Genomic DNA, 19033 nt, shown 5'->3' with positions numbered 1-19033 from the left:
CAGCCTTGGCTGCGCGCCGTTTCGCTATTCGCGAAAATGACAGGCTATGCTCTGCGCAAGGGACTGACATTCTGCCGTGTCGACGGCCGCTTCGTGTTCCTCGACTTGCCCCGCGATCGATATTTCTGCCTGAGTCCGGCCGCGGACCAGGCATTTCTCGATGTGACCGCCGGAGGTTCGCCCGTGTGGGTCGCGGCGGCGCTGCGAGATGGCCTGCTCCGCGAGGCTGCCGACGACACGCGCCCGGTTGCGTGTGTCCCGCCGGCCCCGCCGCGCGGGTCGCTGCACGAGAGCAACCAGATCGTCAGCCGGACGAGCGTGCTCGGGGCACTCACCCGCCGCGCGGCAAGTCGGGTCTGGCTTCGCGCACGCCCGCTCAAGGCGGTGCTGGATCGGGTGCAGGAGCGAAAATCGTCGAGAGCGGGCGTGGAATTGTCTGTGGCTCAGATCTCGCGGCTCGCTGCGGCCTATCGTCGCGCCGGAATGCTCGTATCCGCGCATGACCAATGCCTCGCGACCTCGCTCGCGGTCGCCTGGCAGCTCGCCAGCCTCGGGGCAACGCCCGACCTCATCCTGGGCGTGAAGCTGCATCCTTTCCAGGCGCATTGCTGGGTGCAGTTGGGCGATGTGGTCGTGAACGACCAGCTCGATGCTGTGCGCTTGTTCACCCCCATCCTGGTCGTGTGATGGCGGGGCAATATCTCGCCGTCCTCGGTGCCGACTCGCCCGATGGAGCCGTCGCGGCAAACCGTGTTCGCGCGCTCTGCAACCGTCGCGCCGACCTCGGCATTGTCGTCGATCAGCCCGACTTGCTGCTGATCGCGACGAACGATCTGCCGACGCTCCCGGTCGGACGCGACGAGGGGGCGGTTCTCGGTCAGCTTTACTCAAGAAGCACCGGCGCGCGGGTGAAAAGTCTCGATGGCGGCTGGAAGCACGCGATCCCCGTGTCGAATGGCAGCACACTGACCCAAGAGTTCTGGGGAAGCTACGTCGCATTCGTGCGCGGCGCCCGCGCGCGGCAATGGTCGGTGGTGCGCGCGCCGTTCGGTGCGTTGTCTTGTCTGATGACGCGCCTCGGCGCCGCCCTACTGGTCGCCTCCGACTTGGGGTTGCTCGCGGAGGCAGGCTGGACGCCGCAAGGCGTGGCCTGGGATCAGGTCGCGTCGCATCTCGCCATGCGCGACCTGCGCCGCGCTGCGACCTGCCTCATCGGGGTGGAGGAATTACTGGGCGGCGATCGCATGACCCTGGCAGATGGCAAGATCGCGCTCGACCGAATCTGGACGCCCTGGAAGCAGGCCGAGCGCTGCGGATCGGTGGCCAGTCGCGCCCTCGCCGTGGAGGCCGTCCAACAGGCTGTTCTGAATGCCGTCCGCTCGACCGTTTCGCGCGCTACACATCCGCTGCTCCTGCTGTCCGGCGGACTCGATTCGTCGATCGTTGCGGCCTCGCTCTCGGCGCTCGAGCGTCCGTTCAGCTGTCTGAACCTGGCAAGCGCGGGTGCGATCGGCGACGAGCGCGACTATGCGAGGCTCGTCGCCGACGCGCTGGGCGTGGAGCTCCTCGTGGCGCAGTGGGACGTGCGCGACGTCGATGTCACACGCTCGGCTGCCGCAGACATGCCCAATCCGTCTGCGCGCAGTTTCATGCAAGCGTCCGATCATTTGACGAGTGCCGCCGCTGCCCGAGCGGGTGCCGACCTGATCATCGACGGCGGCGGCGGCGACAATGTCTTTGCGCACTGCAATCGGTCGCACCCGTTGCCGACGCGATGCTGCACGGCGAGCCCTTCCGCAGGACGCTGGCTGTGGCGGGCACGATGGCAGGGCTGGCGCAGACAAGCGTGTCCAACGTGCTACTGCGCGCTGTCCGTCGTGCCTATTTCCGCTCGGCGGCCTATCGCTGGTCGCCGGAATTGCGCTTTCTGAGCCGGGCAGCGCAATTCGGCGCGAGCGTGGCGGCCGCGCACCCCTGGCTCGAGCCCCCGCGCGGCAGCACGCCCGGCACGGCGGCGCATATTGCGATGGTCGTTGCGGCGCAAAGCTGGGCGGAGGTGGGTGAACCCCGGGCGCTGGCCAGCGCTTCCCCGCTCGTTGCCCAGCCGGTGGTCGAGGTTTGCCTTCGCGTGCCCAGTTGGTGGTGGTTCGCCGAAGGCAGGAATCGCGCCGTCGCTCGCGAGGCATTCGAAGGGATGCTGCCCAACGAAACGCTCAGGCGGTCGTCAAAGGGATCGCCCGACAGCTTCGTCGCCGAACTGTTCGAACTGAACCGGCCTATGCTTCGCGCGATGCTGCTGGACGGCAGGCTGCGCGCGGAAGGCATTCTCGATGCACAGGCCGTCGAGCAGGTGCTGGCCGATCCGCGCCCGGCTGTCGGTGCGGATTATCGCCGCATCATGCGACTGGCCGATGTCGAGGCCTGGGCGGCGAACTGGACAGCATCTATTGCTTGATGCGCGCCCGATCGCGGCGATCGCGCATTGCCTGCCAGCGTGCGAATTCTTCGCGCTTTTCTGGGTCGGGGTCGATGCGCCCGGCGAGCCAGAAGCCGAACCAGTCGAGGTTGCGCGCGTAGATGGCCAGACGATGCGCGGGCTGCCATTTGATATGATGCTCGCCCGGAAAGACGTACATGTCGACCGGCTTGCCATGCTCGCGCAGCGCGGTGAACGCCTCCAAGCTCGTCAGATATTCATCGTCCGCCAGTTGCATGAGCAAAGGCGTGTCGATCGCCGCCGCATTCTGGGCGATCGAGGCCGGTGCCCAGAAGGATCGATCCGATGCCGTAGCCGGCGGGTAGCCGAGCGCGCGCATGCGATCGGCATAGGCGGGACCGACGACCGTCATCACGGTCCAGGGTTCGATGCAGCATGAGCTCATCGCCGCCGCCGCAAACCGGTCGGTGTTGATGAGCGCGAACGCCACCGTGCTCGCGCCGTCGCTAAGACCGGTGATGCCGATCCGCGCGGGATCGGCGATCCCCAGATCGATCACCCGCTGCACGCCCTTCGTGACGGCCGACAACAGGCTGCGGCGCTCGCTCCAGCCGCGGGCGTTGGCAGCGTTGAGATCCTCATAGGTCTTGAGGGCCGGATTGGCTGCCGCGAAGAAGGGAGGGCGCTCGATGCTGAGCACGGCAAAGCCGCGCGCGGCAAAGGCATGGATCGGATATTCGTCGCCAGTCGCGCCGCGCAGGAACCCGTTGCTGAAATATTGCGTCACGATCAGCGGGAGGCGCGTGCCCGGACGGTAGCCGGGGGAAGCACGAGGTCGCCGCGCGCTTCGAGGCCAAGGTCATTCTTCCAGAACAGTCGGACCACGCGGCCAAGGCGAAGTCGCGAGAATTCCGGGTTCGGATCGTAAAGGAGGCGCGATTGCCCGGTGCGGGGGTCGAGGATGACGAGGCGCCGGGGCACCGTCGCTGCCTCGCGTGTGCAGACCAGTTGTGCGGCGAAGAGCAAGCAGCCGTCGAGGATATCCGTCGTGGCGAAAACGCGCTTTGGCGGTCCGGCACCCGGCGTCCAGCGATAAAGCGCCATCTCGCCGCGTGCCCAGCCTTCGCGCTGAAGGAACAACAGCGGCCCGCCGCCTGGAAGCCACCACATCCCGACGATCTTGCCCAAACACGCACTCGGCGGGCAGGTGACGGTCGCACCGGAGGCGGCGGTTGCCCGCAGGACGAGCGGCCCGAGCGGCGAGGACGATTGCCGTTCGGTCCAGGCGCGCCGCCCGTCCGGTGCGTCCGCCCGCGGATCGGGCGGGACGCCCGGCACACCCTCGGCACTGATGCGCTCCCGCTCGCTCGCGCTGGCCGGGGACAGTTCGCGATCCGCCAACCCGATCTTGAAATACTCAAGCGGCGTCGATGCGCTGGGCTGCGGGCCGTTTCCCATGCTCGGTACGAAACGTTCGTCGTAATGGAAGCCGCGACGCGCTTCGCGATCCGCCGCCGAACGCTCGGCAAGCGTTCCGGGGCGGCTTGCGAAGACCAGCCCAGTGCCATCTGAAAGCCAGGCGAACCGCTCGACATCGACCGCCGAGCGGGTGAGCGGACGGCCCGGTCCGCCCGCCAAAGCCACAAGCCAAAGCTGCGTCGTTCCTCGATCTCGCCGCAGATAGGCGATCCAGCGGCCATCGGGCGACCATAAAGGCGTTACGACCTGTGGGAAGCCGGTCCGGGCGAAGAGACCGCGATAGACGCCAACGGACAGGATCGGGTCCCCGCCTTCATCGAGGAGCCTCGGCGCTGCGGCGGGCTTGATGTCGATCACCGCGAGGCCGCGACAGTAGCGGTTGGTGTCAAGGTCCGCCCGGCTGATGACAAAAGCGGCGCGTGTTCCATCGGGCGAGAGACCAAGTGGGCTTGGCCATCCGAGGATCGATCCGTCCGGCAGTCCGATGTCGCGCAGTCGCACGAGATCCTCGGGTGCGACAAGCCGCTGCGGCTGATCGACAGCTTGCTGGCGCGGCAACAGGTCGCATCGCGCCTCGGCTATCAACGGCAGCAGGAGCGCAGCGGCAGTGGTCAGCACACGTCGCCGATGTCCGGGTACGGCCACTACCATTTCTTCGACAGCCCGACGGCGATGAAGCGTCCGACCGGCGAATAGTTGGTCGAGTCGTAGGGCGTATCGTAATAAACCGACGTCGCGATCGTCGTCGGCGTCTCGTCGAAGATGTTCTGGACGGACAGCGACAATTCGATCCCGGCCAGCGGTCCCGCAGCGTTGGCGAACCGGTACCGCCCCGAGATGTCGACAGTGGTCATTCCGCCGATACGGACTGCGGTCGCCGGGCGCGTGTCGCGGACCTCGCCGATATGGCTGACCGTCGCCGCAATGCCCAGCGGTCCGTTATCCCAGCGGATCATTCCGCGCGCGCGCCATTGCGGCGGATTGAACAGCCTGCCGGCCAGTGGTTGAACCGGCTGGGCGGGCGCGAGCTGTTGCTCGCTGTCGAGATAACTCGCGTTGAGGCTCATCTCGATGGAGCCGCGCGCAACCGCCATCCGATAACGTAGCAGCGCATCGACACCGTGGATCGACTGTCGCCCCGCATTGATGTTCGCGCTGTCGATGATCGCGACGACCCGCGCCGGATCATAGGTTGAGCCCGTGGCGTTGATGAACTGGTCCGCACCGGCGATGAGCGCAGCCTGCTGGCCCGGCGTCGGGTTGAGGGTGATCTGGTCGCGATAAATCGGGTTGGACAATGCCTGCGAGAGCAGCAGGATCGGATTGACGATGCGATCCACATAGCGCGTCGAGAAATAGCTCAGCTCAAGCGTCGCGCCCGCAAGCGAAGGCGGATGGAGTGCGATCGTCGCTGACCAGCTCCTCGCCTTCTCTGGCTTGAGCGCCGGATTGCCCCCCGCCCGTAACAGCGCGGATGAACCGGACGGATAGCCAACGCCGCCGAAACTCGTGACCGGATAGAGCAGTGCCTGCCCGACCTGATATTGCTGGATGAAGCTGGGTGCGCGGAACGACCGGCCCCAGGTCGCCTTCAGATCGAGGCTGTCCGATGGCGAATAGACGATCCCCAATTTTGGGGTGACGACGTCGGCTACGCCACGATAGCGCTCATAGCGGATCGCACCGCTCAGGTTGAGGTGCCGGATCAGCGGAATCTGCTGATCGGGCGAAATGACTGGCAAGCTCAATTCGCCATAGGCGTAGAAGATGTCCTGCGAGGCATCGATGTTCTGGATCGCGCCCGCGCCGCGAAACAGCGCGAAATCGTTGAACCGCACACCCGCCCCCAGCGCGAGTTTTGCCGGCCCGCCCGGAAGCGCGATCAGGGGTCCGTCGGCGGAGAGTTCGCCGGTGGTCGAGCGATTGTCGTAGCGTCCCCCAGCGGTGCTGGCGAAGGCATTGTTGACGAAGGTGTCTCCCCGAAAGGCCGTGCTGCTTTCACCAAAGCTGCCGGTGAGATTCACCCGCCACAGGTCCAGTGACCAGCGCAGGCTGGCGGCCAGCGCGTGGGATTCGGCCTCGAAGCTTTGCGTCGTTCGGCTGACTGCAAGGTCGCCCGCAAAATTGAGCGGATATGTCGTCGCACTGGTGCGGTGATTATAGAGCGCGTCGGCCTCGATCGAGAGGGCGTCCGTCAGTCGTTGATGACCGCTGGCGGTAACGGCATGGCGCGTGCTCGCGGGGAGCAGCGTGATGCCGGGACGCGAGGCGGCATAATCGCGGTCGGCCGCGCTGATCGCGGTGTTGTCGGCATATTCATAGGTGATGAAGGCGCTGCCGCTGTCCCAGCGACCGCCCGCGATCGCGCCATATTGCTGCTGGAAATTGCCGCCCTCGGTCGAGCCGCCGATGCGCGCGCGTGTCTCGATCCCGTCGAAATCGCGCTTGAGGACGACGTTGACCACCCCGCCAACGGCGTCAGAGCCATAGAGCGCCGAAGCGCCGTCGGCGACGATTTCGATGCGGTCGACCGCCGCCAGGGGAATCGCCGAGACATCGACGCCTTGCCGCGCCGAATCATAAGGGAGGCGGCGGCCGTTAAGGATCGTCAGCGTTGCGTCGCTGCCAAGTCCGCGCAGGTTGAACGACGATCCCCCGCCGACATTTCCGCCGGTGCTGGAAGGGACATTGAAGCCCACGCCCGGATTCTGCCCGCCGCCATAACTTTGCGGCACGCTGCGTGCGACCTCGCCAAGGTCCGACTGGCCGGCATCGCGTATTGCTTGCTGGTCCAGCCGGACGACCGGAGACGCCACCGGCGCTCCGCGAATACGGCTGCCGGTCACAACGACCTCAGACTCGCCTGCCTGTTGCGCAGTCTCCCGCGAAGCGGAATCCCGCTCGATGATCAGACCCGTAGCGATGACGCGATAGCGCAGACCCGAGCCGGCAAGCAGGGCATTCAGCGCCTCTTCGGCGGTGTGATCCCCGTCCAGGGCAGGCGCGTCCTTGCCGTTGACCAGGATGGAAGGCGCGATGATGCTACGGCCGGATGCAATGGCGACTGCGCGTAGCGATTCAGCCAGTGATTGTGCCGGAAGACGGTAGGTCTGTCGCCCGGAGGCTTGCGCCGATGCCGGGGCCGAACCCAGGATCAAGGCGGCTGTGCATGTCGAAATCGAAGTCGCGAACGCCGCGTTGCGCAATATTGTCATCGTCAAGTGCCCCTGCGCGACGCCGACGTGGCATCGCTTGGGGGCTTCGACACCAGGGGCGTCGCCTACCCTGGGAATTTTTTTCGGCTATCGACGCCGAGACAGGATGAGGGTGCCGCGATCGGCGAGCGCGACGTCAAGATTGAAGGTTGCCGCCAGCATTTGGGCAAGCTCACGGGGCTTTGTTGCGGCGAAGGTGCCGGTGAACCGCAACGCGCCCAACTTGGGGTCCGCCAGCCGGATCTGTTGGTCATTGTAGCGGTTCGTGGCTGCCACCACCTGCGCGAGCGGTGCGTCCTCGAAGGACAGCATGCCCGAGGTCCACCGCATGTCCGACTCCCGAAGCGGCACCGGCGATCCAGCCGGGGTTTGCGGCTCGAGTGCAAGCTGCTGGCCAGGACGCAGCAATCGGCCCTTGCCGACCGTTTCGCCTGTCCAAGTCACGGCTGTGCGGACCTCGACCGATCCGCGCAGGAGCGACACGGTCATCCGCCGTGCCTGCTGTTCGACATCGAACAAGGTTCCGTGCGCAATGATTAAGCCGCCATCCGACTGGACAACGAACGGCCGCGCCGTGTCATGCGCCACGTCGAAACGAGCACGCCCCGACGAAGCAACAATCTTCGTTCGCCATCCGTATAGGCCACCAGGAGCAGGCTGTCGGTGTCGAGCGTCACGCGCGAGCCATCGGAAAGCGTGGTGGTGCGGATCTCACCGAGCCGGCTGGCGATCTCGGTCGGCTCGACTGCCCTCGACCAAGGCCCATCGAGCCGCGACATGCCGATGCCTGCAAAGATGACAAGGAGGACAGCCGCCGCCGCTGCGAAGGCCAATGTCGGGCGGCGCCGATCCACAGCCCGGGCAGTTTGGCGCCGCGCCGGTTCAGCGGCAGGCGTCTGCGCCGCCAGGGCCATGTTCTCCCAGTTTGCGAGAACCTCGTCATAGATGTCGGCATGTCGCGGATCGGCGGCGTACCAGGCCTCGAAATCCTCATGATGGTCCGCGCTGTCAGGCGCGCGCAGACGCGCCAGCCAGGTGACAGCGGTCGCCCGGATGGTATCGTCCGGGCTGGGTGCCTCCCCGGCCTCGGATGTCAACGCGACCTCAGCACGTGGTCGAGACGCGCGATTGCCTTCGTCATGTGCCATTCGACGCCTTTTACGCTCAATCCCATCCGCTTGGCGATATCGCTATAGCTGACGCCATCGACGCGGTGGGCCAGGAATATCTCGCGGGTCTTCGGATTAAGCCGCATCAGGGCGCCTTGGAGCCGGTTGAGTAGATCACGCGCCTCCAGCGCCGCGATCATGTCTGGCCCGGCGAGCGATTCCTCATCCGCAGGGACGTGCTGGGCGAGCGATCGCTGCAAGGCGGTCCTCGCGCGACTGCGAAGCAGGTTCGTCGCGATACGGTTGAGATAGGCTTCGGGTTGCTCGATCGTCCGGTCCTTCGTCGCCGACGCATCGACGAGCCGGGCGAAGCTCTCCTGCACCAGATCTCCCACATCCTGCCGATCCGTCCGGCGCGCGAAGTAGCGATGCAGCCGCGGCGCCTGAGTCTGGTACAAGTCGTTCAGCGCCAGGACCGATCCGGCCGCGACCCGATTATCGGGCGGCAATGGATCGCCCTCGGCCAGGCGAGGCGAGGTCAATGCGTTCAAAACATCGGGGATCAGGCGCATCGCGATACCCGATCCCGAGGGTATGGCGGACCACTCGCCCGAAAAAATCTGATCAGTCCAATATCCATCGCCGACTCGCCCGTTTCGAGGCGACGCCGGCGGAAGCCGGGTGTTGAGAAGCACGCTTGAGTCGTGCGCCGACGCCTTTGGCCGCAAGCGGCTTGGACATGCGCGTCGGCCACCCGGCCGCGTCGATGGCGGGTCATTCTTCCCAAGCGAGGTTCTCAAGCCTCGGCGCCGCCCTCGCGGCACCCGAGCAGACTAACAGCCTGACTCGAAGAAGCAACTCCGGCAGGGTCGGTTGAATGCGCGCCAAATGCCCGCCTTGGTAGATCTTATCACCTTTGCTTGGATGGCTTGGGTTGCTGCTCGCGAACCCGCGAACCACATTCGAAGACTCCGTCGAGATTTTTGGCACTAGTCGCCGATTGCCCCGCTTCGCCCAGGATGCTACGGGCCGGTATATGGGGCGCATCCTGTCAGCCTTGCTCATTCTCGTCCTGGCGCTTTCGCACGGGCCGATGGGCGCGGCCGTGCCTCATCTTGACGGTTCGACGCATGAGCATGTTCGTGCGGTCGATGCCGACCACCACGATCATCACAATGACGATCCTGCGGCCGTTGACGCGCAATCTGCTCAGACTGATGCAGCCCCCGACCGGTCGAACGATCTGGACAAGGCAACGCAGGGATCGGGCTATCATACTCACGTCGCCGCTGATGGTGTCCCGGGCAGCTCAATAAGCCTGCTTGCGAGCGCCAGCGACAAAGTCCGGCGGCAGCCCCTCGATGACGCCCGTCTGCGCTCGACAACGCTGGAACCACTCCCCGAACCACCGTCAGCCTGACCCTAGCCGTCCCGCGGCCTGCGTTCGCGCGCGCCGCTGACCGATAGGATCAGGAGATTTCAGATGCATTCCCCGTTCAGGGCCGCGCTTGTCGTGGCTGTCTGTCTGCCATCGGCAGCGCTGGCTCAGGCACAGCCGCTGACGCTCGACGACGCAATCCGGCGCACGCTTGCCGCCGCACCGCAAACCGCCTCCACCGCCGCCCGGATCGAGGCGCAGACCGCCGCGCGCACCGCCGCCGGACTGGGTCCGCAACCGACGATCGAAGTCACGACTGAAAACTTCGGCATTCCGAGCGGCGACCTCTATGATCAGTTTCAGGTCACTGCCACCTACAGCCAGCGCATCGAACGCGGCGGCAAGCGCGAAGCGCGCGTTGCCGTCGTCGATCGCGATATGGACGTGACGCGCGCTGAGGCGATCGTCGTTCGGCTAGACGTCATTGCACAGGTCCAGCGTCTTTATGTCGAGGTACAGGCGACCGAGGCGCAGATCGGTATCGCCAGGCAGCGGCTGACGATGGCCCGGATGGTCGAGGCCGAAGTGAAGCGCCGCGTCGCTTCAGCCAAAGACCCGCTGTTCGCCGGAATGCGCGCGACCACCAGTGTGTCCGAAGCCAGCGTCGATGTGGAACTTGCGATTCACGCCCGCGACGCCGCGCTGAAGCGACTGGCGGCAATGTGGGGCGGTGCATCGGCTGGTCTATCGGTCCCGACCAGCGACTTTCTGTCGTTCAAGCACGAGCCCGTCGGCGCGGCGGGGGCAGCCCCGGCGGACCTTGCCGTTTTTGTGGCGCGCGGCGCGCGTGCTGATGCAGCGATCAACCTTCAGGTCGCGAATGCCAAGCGCGATCCCACAATCTCTGCGGGACCGCGCTTCATTGGCACCGGTGATGTCGCACTGGTCGCTGGCGTCTCATTGCCGCTGGGAGGACGTCGCATATCAGACGCACGATTAGCCGAAGCCCAGGCCGACCGACGGCGGGTCGAGGCCGATCTGGCGGTTGAGCGCTTCACCCGCGAACGGACGATCGCGCTGGCCGTCGAGAAGGTCGAGGAAACCGCGCATGAGGCGGAGGCGATCCGCGATCAGGTCATTCCGAACGCCGACCTCACTCTGATGGAGGTCCGCGTCGGCTATAATCGCGGATTCTTCAGCTATGTCGATGTGTCGGCGGCGCAAACGACGCTCGCCAATGCCCGCGCCCGGATGGTCGATGCCGTGCGCCGTCACCATGAGGCCAGGGTCGAACTCGACCGACTGACCGGCCGCTTCACCGAACTCGCCAAGGGGGATTTCTGATGGCCCGCATCCACGCCGCGCTCGCCGCAGCGCTTATCCTGCCGTTGCCGCTGATCGCGTGTGGCGGCGAATCTGCAACCGAGAACACGGCGTCCGAAGCGGAGGGCGCACCCGCCGCCGATTATGAACGCGGGCCGCATAATGGCCGCATGCTGCGCGACGGGAATTTCGCGGTCGAGATGACGATTTTCGAGGATGGCGTGCCGCCCGAATTTCGCATCTATGCCTATCGCGACGACAAGCCGGTCGCACCGGGCGAAGTACAGCTATCGGTCGCGCTGGGAAGGCTGGACGGCGAGGTCAACCGCTTCGCCTTCAAACCGGAGGCGGATTATCTGCGCGGTGATGGCCGGGTGGTCGAGCCGCACAGCTTCGACGTGACTGTCGTCGCGCGCGAAGGCGGGCGCACCCACCGGTGGAAATATGATTCGTTCGAAGGCCGCGTGTCGATGCCCGCCGCCGCCGCCCGTGCGGCGGGCCTTGCATTTGAAAATGCCGGACCCGCAGAGATTGGCGAGGCGCTCGAATTGATCGGACGGGTCGAGCTCGACCCTTCGGCCACGGCGGAGGTTGGAGCCAAATTCCCTGGCCGCGTCGTCTCGGCATCGTTGAACGTGGGCGATCGCGTGCGGCGCGGGCAAGTGCTGGCGCGGGTCGAGAGCAATGAAAGCATGCAGATCTATTCGGTGACCGCGCCGATCAGCGGCGTCATCACCGAACGGCGCACCAACCCCGGCGATGTCGCGGGAAGCGATCCGATCTATGTGATCGCCGACCCATCCCGGACGACCGCCGCCTTCCCGGTGTTTCCGCGCGACATGGAGCGGGTCCGCGCTGGCGCGCCCGTTCAACTCAGCCTGCTTGAGGGCAATCGCACGATCGGCTCGACCATCCGCGATTTTCGCCCGGTGGCCGATCCCATGACGGGTGCGCTCGTTGCCCGCGCGCCGCTCGCCAACCGGGACGGGTTCTGGCGACCGGGAATGAGCGTCAAGGGCGTGCTGACCGTCGACCAGCGTCAGGTGCCGCTGGCGGTCAAGACCGAGGGGTTGCAGGCATTCCGCGATTTCACCGTCGTGTTCGCCAAAGTCGGTGACACCTATGAGGTGCGGATGCTGGAATTGGGGACGCGCGGCCCGGTGTGGACCGAGGTCAAGTCCGGCATCAAGCCCGGCCAGAGCTACGTCACCAAGGGCAGCTACGTCATCAAGGCGGATATCGAAAAATCCGGCGCCAGCCACGATCACTGAGGAACACGGCCATGCTTGAACGCATCATAAGGCTGTCGATCCGACAGCGCTGGGCCGTTCTGATCGCAGCGTTGCTGCTAATCGGTATCGGCATCTACTCGTTTGGACGGCTCAAGATCGACGCCGTTCCCGACATTACCAACGTCCAGGTGCAGGTGAACACGCCCGCACCGGGATTTTCGCCGATGGAAGCGGAACAGCGCATCACCTATCCGGTGGAAACGGCGCTGGCCGGCCTGCCCGATCTGGAGTTCACCCGATCGGTTTCGCGCGCGGGCCTCAGCCAGGTGACGGTCGTCTTCAAGGACGGCACCGACATCTATTTCGCGCGGCAGCTGGTCAATGAACGGCTGCAAGGCGCACGCGAGGCGCTGCCGCCGACCGTCGAACCGGCAATGGGTCCGATCGCGACGGGTCTGGGCGAAATCTTCATGTACACGCTGGAGGCAAAGCCAGGCGCGGTGAAGCCGGACGGTTCGCGCTATACGGCGCAGGATTTGCGTACGCTGCACGACTGGGTCGTGCGACCGCAATTGCGCAACGTGCCGGGCGTGACCGAGGTCAACTCGATCGGCGGCTATCGCAAGCAGTTCGTGATCGCTCCGATTCCAGCGCGACTGTCGGCCTATGGGCTGAGCGTCACCGAACTGACCGAGGCGCTGGAGAAGAACAACGCCAATGTCGGCGCGGGCTATCTCGAACGATCCGGCGCACAATATGTCATCCGCGTGCCGGGGCAGGCGACCGATCGAGCCGACCTGTCCGGGGTCATCGTGGCGTCGCGCAATGGTACGCCGGTGCGGGTCGCCGACGTCGCGGATGTCTCGATCGGATCGGAAATCCGGCAGGGCGCGGCGACCAAGGACGGGCGCGAAGTGGTGCTCGGCACTATCTTCATGCTGGTCGGCGAGAATGCGCGCGAGGTCAGCGTCTCGGTCGCGGAGCGGCTGGAAACGGTCAACAAATCGCTTCCCGCCGGGGTCGTCGCGGTCACCATGTATGACCGCTCAAAGCTGGTTGAAGCGACGATCGGCACGGTCGAAAAGAATCTGGCCGAAGGCGCGCTGCTCGTCATCGTCGTGCTGTTCCTGCTGCTCGGCAATATTCGCGCCGCGCTGATTACGGCGGCGGTGATCCCGATCACCTTCATGATGACGATCACCGGCATGGTCGCGGGGGACATTTCGGGCAATCTGATGAGCCTGGGCGCGCTTGACTTCGGCCTCATCGTCGATGGTGCCGTCATCATCGTCGAGAACTGCTTGCGCCGGTTCGGCGAGGCACAGCATCGGCTTGGACGGCTGCTGACCAGGGAAGAGCGGTTCGACATCGCGGCATCGGCTTCCTCCGAAGTGGTGCGGCCCAGCCTGTTCGGCATCGCGATCATCACGATCGTGTATCTGCCGATCTTCGCGCTGACCGGGGTGGAGGGGAAGACGTTCCACCCGATGGCGATCACGGTGGTGCTGGCGCTGACGGCGGCGGCGATCCTGTCGCTCACCTTCGTGCCCGCAGCCGTGGCAACTTTCGTGAGCGGCAAGGTCAGCGAAAAGGAGAGCGCAGCGATCCGGGCGGCCAAACGCTGGTATGCGCCCTTGATCGACTGGGCGCTGAAGGCGCGCATCGCTGTGCTGGTAGGCGCGGTCGCGCTGGTTGCCCTGAGCGGCGTCGCGGCGACACGGCTGGGATCCGAGTTCATCCCCAATCTGGACGAAGGCGATATCGCACTGCACGCGCTACGCATCCCGGGCACCAGCCTCAGCCAGGCTGTGCAGATGCAATCTGCACTGGAGAACAGGATCAAGCGCTTCCCGGAAGTGCAGGACGTGTTTGCTAAGATCGGCACCGCCGATGTCGCGACCGATCCGGTGCCACCTTCGGTCGCCGACACATTCATCATCATGAAGCCCCGCGACCAATGGCCCGATCCACGCAAGACGAAGGCGCAACTGGTCGATGAAATGAACGCGGGCATTCAACGCGACGTGCCGGGTTCGCGCTATGAGTTCATCCAGCCGATCCAGATGCGGTTCAACGAATTGATTGCGGGCGTGCGGTCGGACGTGGCGATCAAGATCGTCGGCGACGATCTCGACGAACTGGCCGCAGCGGCGGAGCGGGTCGTGGGCATCGTCACAGCGATTGACGGCGCACAAGATGTTCAGGCCGAGCAGGTCACCGGCCTGCCGTTTCTGGAGATCATTCCCGATCGCCAGCGGTTGAGCCAGCTGGGACTCAACATCGCCGATGTCCAGTCGGTCGTGTCCGCCGCCACCGCAGGCACCGAGGCGGGGCAAATCTTCGAGGGCGACCGGCGCTTCGACATCGTCGTTCGCTTGCCCGAGGCGATGCGGCAGGATCGCTCCATCATCGACCGGCTGCCGATCCCGCTGCCGGGCGGCGGCGAAGGGCTGCGCGACAGCGTGCCGCTATCCGAAGTGGCGACGATCCGCGAGACAACGGGTCCAAACCAGATCAGTCGCGAGGATGGCAAGCGGCGTGCGGTGGTCACCGTCAACGTGCGCGGTCGCGACCTCGGCTCGTTCATTGCCGAGGTCCAGGAAAAGGTCGCAGCCCAGGCCGAACTGCCGGAAGGCTATTGGGTCGATTATGGTGGCACATTCGAGCAGCTTCAATCCGCGTCGGCACGGCTCCAGATCGTCGTACCGCTGACGTTGCTGCTGATCCTCGGCCTGCTGTTCCTGCTGTTCGGCTCGCTCAAGGATGCGGGCATCGTGTTCTCCGGCGTGCCGCTGGCGCTGACCGGAGGCGTGCTCGCGTTGTTGTTGCGGGATATCCCGTTTTCGATCTCGGCGGGCGTGGGCTTCATCGCGCTGTCCGGCGTCGCGGTGCTCAATGGCGTGGTGATGCTGAGTTTCATCCGCCAACTTCGCGAGGAAGGAATGGGCCTCGACGACGCGATCCGCGAAGGGGCGCTGACCCGCCTGCGACCGGTGTTGATGACGGCGCTGGTCGCGTCGCTCGGCTTTGTCCCGATGGCACTCAATGTCGGGATCGGCTCGGAAGTGCAGCGCCCGTTGGCAACAGTGGTTATCGGCGGGATCATCTCGTCGACGCTGCTGACGCTGGTCGTCCTGCCCGCGCTCTATCGCCTCGTACATCGTCGCCGGGCGGACGACGAAAATCCTGAAGCATCACCACACACCCAGCGCCTCGCGAAAGGATGACGATGATGAAGTCTGCAACCCGGCGACGGGTCTTTGGCGCGGCATTTGCCGTGCTCCTCTTGTCCGGCTGCACGAGTTTGGAGCCATTGCCGCTGCGACCCATCGCGATGACGGCCCCCGACGACCCCATCTCGATATTCTGGCTGCATGCCTATCAAGCGGGGGATGGCGTGCGCGTCGTTGGCAATATCCGACCGCGCAACGGCGTGTATCGAACGGGGCGGGGCCATCTGGACGTGACCGCGACCCTCGCCAATGTCAGCGATACGCGAACGATTGGCACCCGGCCCGGCCCGCTTCCCAGACGAGGGAAGGGCACGCGATCGTTCAGCGTCTTCTTCAACAAGCTGGATCGCCGGGACATCGTGCAACTTGCGGTGGAATATCATGAGGGCGCGCTGCACGCAGCCGTCGTGAAAGGATGATGATGCCTGCGAACACAATCCAGCGATGGATGTCTGATAAACGAACCGCGCTCCTGTTGCTGAGCGCCCTGCTGGTCCTGCTGCTCGCCGCCGTCGATGCGTTCGCGCATGGCGTCGAGGAAGGCGACAAGGGCTATATTCAGGAAAGCAGCGGGGTGCTGTTCATGCCTTTCCTGTATCTGGGGGCCAAGCATATGGTCACCGGATACGACCATCTGCTGTTCCTGTTCGGGGTCATCTTCTTCCTGTATCGGATGAAGGACATCGGCATCTACGTCACGCTGTTCGCGGTCGGCCATTCCACCACGATGCTGTTCGGCGTGCTGACCGGGATCAGCGCCAACGCCTATCTCATCGACGCGATCATTGGTCTGTCCGTCGTCTACAAGGCGCTCGATAATATGGGGGCGTTCCGGCGATGGTTCGGCGTTCAGCCAAATACCAAAGCGGCAACTCTGATCTTCGGCTTCTTCCATGGCTTTGGACTGGCGACCAAAATCCTTGAGTTCGAGATGTCGCCGAACGGCCTGCTGCCCAATCTGATTGCGTTCAACATCGGTGTCGAAATCGGCCAGTTGCTCGCGCTCGGCGCGATCCTGATCGCGATGGGTTTCTGGCGTCGCACCCGCAGCTTCCAGCGCCATGCTTATGTCGCCAACGTAATCCTGATGACCGCTGGCTTCGTGCTGGTGGGCTACCAACTGACCGGCCTCGTCGCCGCCTGACCGGAGAAATCCCATGTATAATTCCCAGATGCCAAACGCCGACGAACTGCCCACGTCGCGTCAGCTCGTTCGCTCGACCGCGATTGCGGCGGGGGTTGCGGGCGCGTTGCTCGTGACTATCGTGCTGCCATCCGAATATGCCATCGATCCCACGGGCATCGGGCGGGTGCTCGGCCTGACCGAAATGGGCGAGATCAAACAGCAGCTCGCGGCGGAAGCTGCCGAGGAAGAAGCGCAGGCGGCGGCACCGACTCCGTCGGCAATGCCGGTGGCGACGTCACCAGCGGCAAAGGCCGATGCGACAAAGGCGGCAGCCGCGCGCACCGACGAAATGAAGCTGACGCTTGCACCCGGCGAAGCGGCTGAGATCAAGGTCACTGCGGACGCCGGGGCCGCTATCGCATTCGACTGGTCGGTGACGGGCGGACACGTCAACTATGACACGCATGGCGACAAGATCGGCGCGCCTCGCGGCTTCTACCACGGTTATGGCAAAGGCAAGGAGTCGACCGGCGAGCGCGGCACGCTGGTTGCTGCATTCGACGGGGGACATGGCTGGTTCTGGCGGAACCGCTCAGGCGCGCCGGTGACGGTCACGCTGAAGACCAGCGGGAATTACGCTGCGATCAAACGGGTGGTTTGACGCGAGCGTCTCTGACGTGTGAAGCGGACGACAATGGGGACATGAAATGCTCGCCGTTCTAAGCAATACCACCTACCGCAACCTGTTCCTGGCGCAGGTCATCGCGCTGGTCGGCACGGGTCTGACGACCGTCGCGCTGGGCCTGCTCGCCTATGAGATCGCCGGTAGCAACGGCGGAGCGGTGCTGGGCACGGCGATGGCAATCAAGATGATCGCCTATATCGGCGTCGCGCCTGTCGTTGGTGCCTATGCCGCCCGTCTGCCACGCCGCGCGTTCTTGATCGCGATGGATGTCATTCGCATCGGCGTCGCGCTGGTTCTGCCATTCGTGGACCAGGTTTGGCAGGTCTATGTGCTGATCTTCATCCTGCAATCGGCCTCCGCCGGGTTCACGCCGACGTTTCAGGCGACTATTCCCGACATATTGCCGGACGAGAAGGATTATACCCGGGCGTTGTCGCTCTCGCGGCTGGCCTATGACATGGAGAGCCTGACCAGCCCGATCCTGGCGGCGGCGCTGCTCACGGTCTTCAACTTCCACTGGTTGTTCGCCGGGACGGCGGTCGGCTTTGCGGCATCGGCATTGCTGGTGCTGGCGACCGCGCTGCCCGCGTCATCGGCGAAGCAGCGACAAGGCGGCATCTGGACCAACACGACCCTCGGCACCCGCATCTATCTCGCGACACCGCGGTTGCGCGGCTTGCTCGCCGTGACCCTTGCCGCCGCCGCCGCCAGCGCCATGGTGATCGTCAACACGCCGGTTCTGATCCGCGCCGGGCTGGGCCTCGGGCAGAGCGAGGTAGCGATGACCCTGGCCGCATTCGGCGGCGGATCGATGATCGCCGCATTGCTGTTGCCCAGACTGCTCGATCGGGTTGCGGATCGCACGGTGATGCTGGCTTCCGCCGCAGCGATGACCCTATTGCTCGGCGCGCTGGCGCTGGGATGGCAGCTGCACGGGCGATCAGGCTTCTGGTATGCGCTGCTGGGCGGGTGGCTGCTGCTCGGTATGGTCTATGCCGCCAGCATCACACCCGGCGGACGGCTGTTACGGCGTTCAGCGGGTTCCGATGATCGCACAGCATTGTTCGCGGCACAGTTCGCGCTCAGCCATATCTGCTGGTTGATCGCCTACCCGCTCGCCGGACAAATCGGCGCGCTCGCAGGATTTGGCACGGCATTCATGGCGACCGCGATTCTGGCCGCGATCGGAACCATCATTGCATTCCTCATCTGGCCATCCCGCGATCCGGAAGTGGTCGAGCATCGTCATGACGACCTGCCGCCCGGTCACCCGCATCTGATCGAGGCACATCCAGATGGACGGGCTGGGCACGCCTTTCAGATCGACGATCTCCACCGTCACTGGCCGCGCCGAGGAAAGAAGGGATTGTGACTTATCAAAGATCGGCGTGATCTGCTCATATCGCTGGCAGGCGCACCGCTTCGGGGGTAATGGAAAACAATGGACACGGGCCGCGTGAACCGCCGATCGATCGCCAGCATGATGGGCCTGCTTGTGCTGGCATGTCTGCTCGTCCTCAAGTCGCCGCCCGTCTGTGAAATCGTTGCATCGCAGCACGTGACGGACATGGCTGCCTGCCCGGAAATGCCGCGCAAGCCGCCCGTGCAAAAATCGGTTTCACTTTCGTGCGCGGTACCCTGTTTGCTGGCGAATACCGCGCCCATCGCTCCGCTGGCGACCAGGCTGGCGCAACGCACCGTTTACGATCCGTCGAGCGCCGGGACGCTCCGCAGCGTCAACGAAGGCCCCGCACCGCCCCCGCCGCGCATCCGTGATCGACCTGCACTTTACAAGATCTGATCAAATCACGGAGAT

The 19033-nt window shown here is 65.0% G+C and carries 18 protein-coding genes; 12 read left to right on the top strand and 6 right to left on the bottom strand.

Annotated features, from left to right (window positions below):
* Nucleotides 1–36: 36 nt before the first annotated feature.
* Genes LRS12_RS11485 through LRS12_RS11475 form a run of 3 tightly spaced genes read left to right on the top strand, consistent with a single transcriptional unit; the run spans nucleotide 37 to nucleotide 2455 of the window.
* Nucleotides 37–687, top strand: a complete 651-nt coding sequence (locus LRS12_RS11485) for a lasso peptide biosynthesis B2 protein (protein WP_257844695.1) — start codon at nucleotides 37–39, stop codon at nucleotides 685–687.
* Entirely contained in the window at nucleotides 687–1931 is a 1245-nt protein-coding gene (locus LRS12_RS11480) for an asparagine synthase-related protein (protein ID WP_257844694.1), read from the top strand. Before LRS12_RS11485 ends, LRS12_RS11480 begins: the two co-directional genes overlap by 1 nt.
* Nucleotides 1847–2455 carry an asparagine synthase-related protein gene (locus LRS12_RS11475; protein WP_257844693.1) on the top strand — a complete coding sequence of 203 codons (609 nt, stop codon included), beginning with the start codon at nucleotides 1847–1849 and terminating at the stop codon, nucleotides 2453–2455. Before LRS12_RS11480 ends, LRS12_RS11475 begins: the two co-directional genes overlap by 85 nt.
* Here the strand turns inward: LRS12_RS11475 and LRS12_RS11470 are convergent.
* The 6 genes from LRS12_RS11470 to LRS12_RS11445 all read right to left on the bottom strand — a co-directional run bounded on the left by LRS12_RS11470 (nucleotide 2445) and on the right by LRS12_RS11445 (nucleotide 8812).
* Entirely contained in the window at nucleotides 2445–3224 is a 780-nt protein-coding gene (locus LRS12_RS11470) for a prolyl oligopeptidase family serine peptidase (RefSeq protein ID WP_257844692.1), read from the bottom strand. The genes LRS12_RS11475 and LRS12_RS11470 overlap by 11 nt on opposite strands.
* 2 nt (nucleotides 3225–3226) lie before the next feature.
* Nucleotides 3227–4561 carry an Atxe2 family lasso peptide isopeptidase gene (locus LRS12_RS11465; RefSeq protein WP_257844691.1) on the bottom strand — a complete coding sequence of 445 codons (1335 nt, stop codon included), beginning with the start codon at nucleotides 4559–4561 and terminating at the stop codon, nucleotides 3227–3229.
* Nucleotides 4561–7074 (bottom strand): TonB-dependent receptor, encoded by a 2514-nt coding sequence (locus LRS12_RS11460; RefSeq protein WP_257844690.1) that lies wholly within the window; start codon nucleotides 7072–7074, stop codon nucleotides 4561–4563. The genes LRS12_RS11465 and LRS12_RS11460 overlap by 1 nt, the downstream gene beginning before the upstream one ends.
* Nucleotides 7075–7218: 144 nt before the next feature.
* Entirely contained in the window at nucleotides 7219–7719 is a 501-nt protein-coding gene (locus LRS12_RS11455; protein WP_374580849.1) for a FecR family protein, read from the bottom strand.
* A complete protein-coding gene (locus LRS12_RS11450; protein WP_257844688.1) occupies nucleotides 7668–8279 on the bottom strand; it encodes a DUF4880 domain-containing protein in 612 nt (203 codons plus the stop codon). The genes LRS12_RS11455 and LRS12_RS11450 overlap by 52 nt, the downstream gene beginning before the upstream one ends.
* Nucleotides 8225–8812: an RNA polymerase sigma factor gene (locus LRS12_RS11445; RefSeq protein WP_224921296.1), complete on the bottom strand. Its 588-nt coding sequence runs from the start codon at nucleotides 8810–8812 to the stop codon at nucleotides 8225–8227. The genes LRS12_RS11450 and LRS12_RS11445 overlap by 55 nt, the downstream gene beginning before the upstream one ends.
* A gap of 464 nt (nucleotides 8813–9276) precedes the next feature.
* On the opposite strand from LRS12_RS11445, the gene LRS12_RS11440 reads away from it, so the two are divergent.
* The 9 genes from LRS12_RS11440 to LRS12_RS11400 all read left to right on the top strand — a co-directional run bounded on the left by LRS12_RS11440 (nucleotide 9277) and on the right by LRS12_RS11400 (nucleotide 19018).
* Nucleotides 9277–9660, top strand: coding sequence for a hypothetical protein (locus tag LRS12_RS11440; RefSeq protein WP_224921295.1), 384 nt, complete (start codon nucleotides 9277–9279; stop codon nucleotides 9658–9660).
* 93 nt (nucleotides 9661–9753) lie between these two features.
* Nucleotides 9754–10962, top strand: coding sequence for a TolC family protein (locus tag LRS12_RS11435; protein WP_224921294.1), 1209 nt, complete (start codon nucleotides 9754–9756; stop codon nucleotides 10960–10962).
* Nucleotides 10962–12212 (top strand): efflux RND transporter periplasmic adaptor subunit, encoded by a 1251-nt coding sequence (locus tag LRS12_RS11430; protein ID WP_224921293.1) that lies wholly within the window; start codon nucleotides 10962–10964, stop codon nucleotides 12210–12212. Before LRS12_RS11435 ends, LRS12_RS11430 begins: the two co-directional genes overlap by 1 nt.
* Before the next feature lie 11 nt (nucleotides 12213–12223).
* On the top strand, nucleotides 12224–15400 hold the full coding sequence (locus LRS12_RS11425; RefSeq protein WP_257844687.1) for an efflux RND transporter permease subunit: 3177 nt from the start codon (nucleotides 12224–12226) through the stop codon (nucleotides 15398–15400).
* 5 nt (nucleotides 15401–15405) lie between these two features.
* Entirely contained in the window at nucleotides 15406–15825 is a 420-nt protein-coding gene (locus LRS12_RS11420) for a hypothetical protein (protein ID WP_257844686.1), read from the top strand.
* 29 nt (nucleotides 15826–15854) lie between these two features.
* On the top strand, nucleotides 15855–16550 hold the full coding sequence (locus tag LRS12_RS11415; protein WP_224921290.1) for a HupE/UreJ family protein: 696 nt from the start codon (nucleotides 15855–15857) through the stop codon (nucleotides 16548–16550).
* A gap of 13 nt (nucleotides 16551–16563) precedes the next feature.
* Complete coding sequence (locus LRS12_RS11410; protein WP_224921289.1) at nucleotides 16564–17193, top strand: transmembrane anchor protein; 630 nt, start codon at nucleotides 16564–16566, stop codon at nucleotides 17191–17193.
* Between the two features lie 46 nt (nucleotides 17194–17239).
* Nucleotides 17240–18589, top strand: coding sequence for an MFS transporter (locus LRS12_RS11405; RefSeq protein WP_257844685.1), 1350 nt, complete (start codon nucleotides 17240–17242; stop codon nucleotides 18587–18589).
* Between the two features lie 69 nt (nucleotides 18590–18658).
* Nucleotides 18659–19018, top strand: a complete 360-nt coding sequence (locus tag LRS12_RS11400) for a hypothetical protein (protein ID WP_257844684.1) — start codon at nucleotides 18659–18661, stop codon at nucleotides 19016–19018.
* The last annotated feature ends 15 nt before the right edge of the window (nucleotides 19019–19033 follow it).

It is taken from the genome of Sphingomonas sp. J344 (assembly GCF_024700005.1).
GTDB lineage: Bacteria > Pseudomonadota > Alphaproteobacteria > Sphingomonadales > Sphingomonadaceae > Sphingomonas.
The sequence above is the reverse complement of the archived record's forward strand: the minus strand, read 5'-3'. Positions and strand labels throughout refer to the sequence as shown.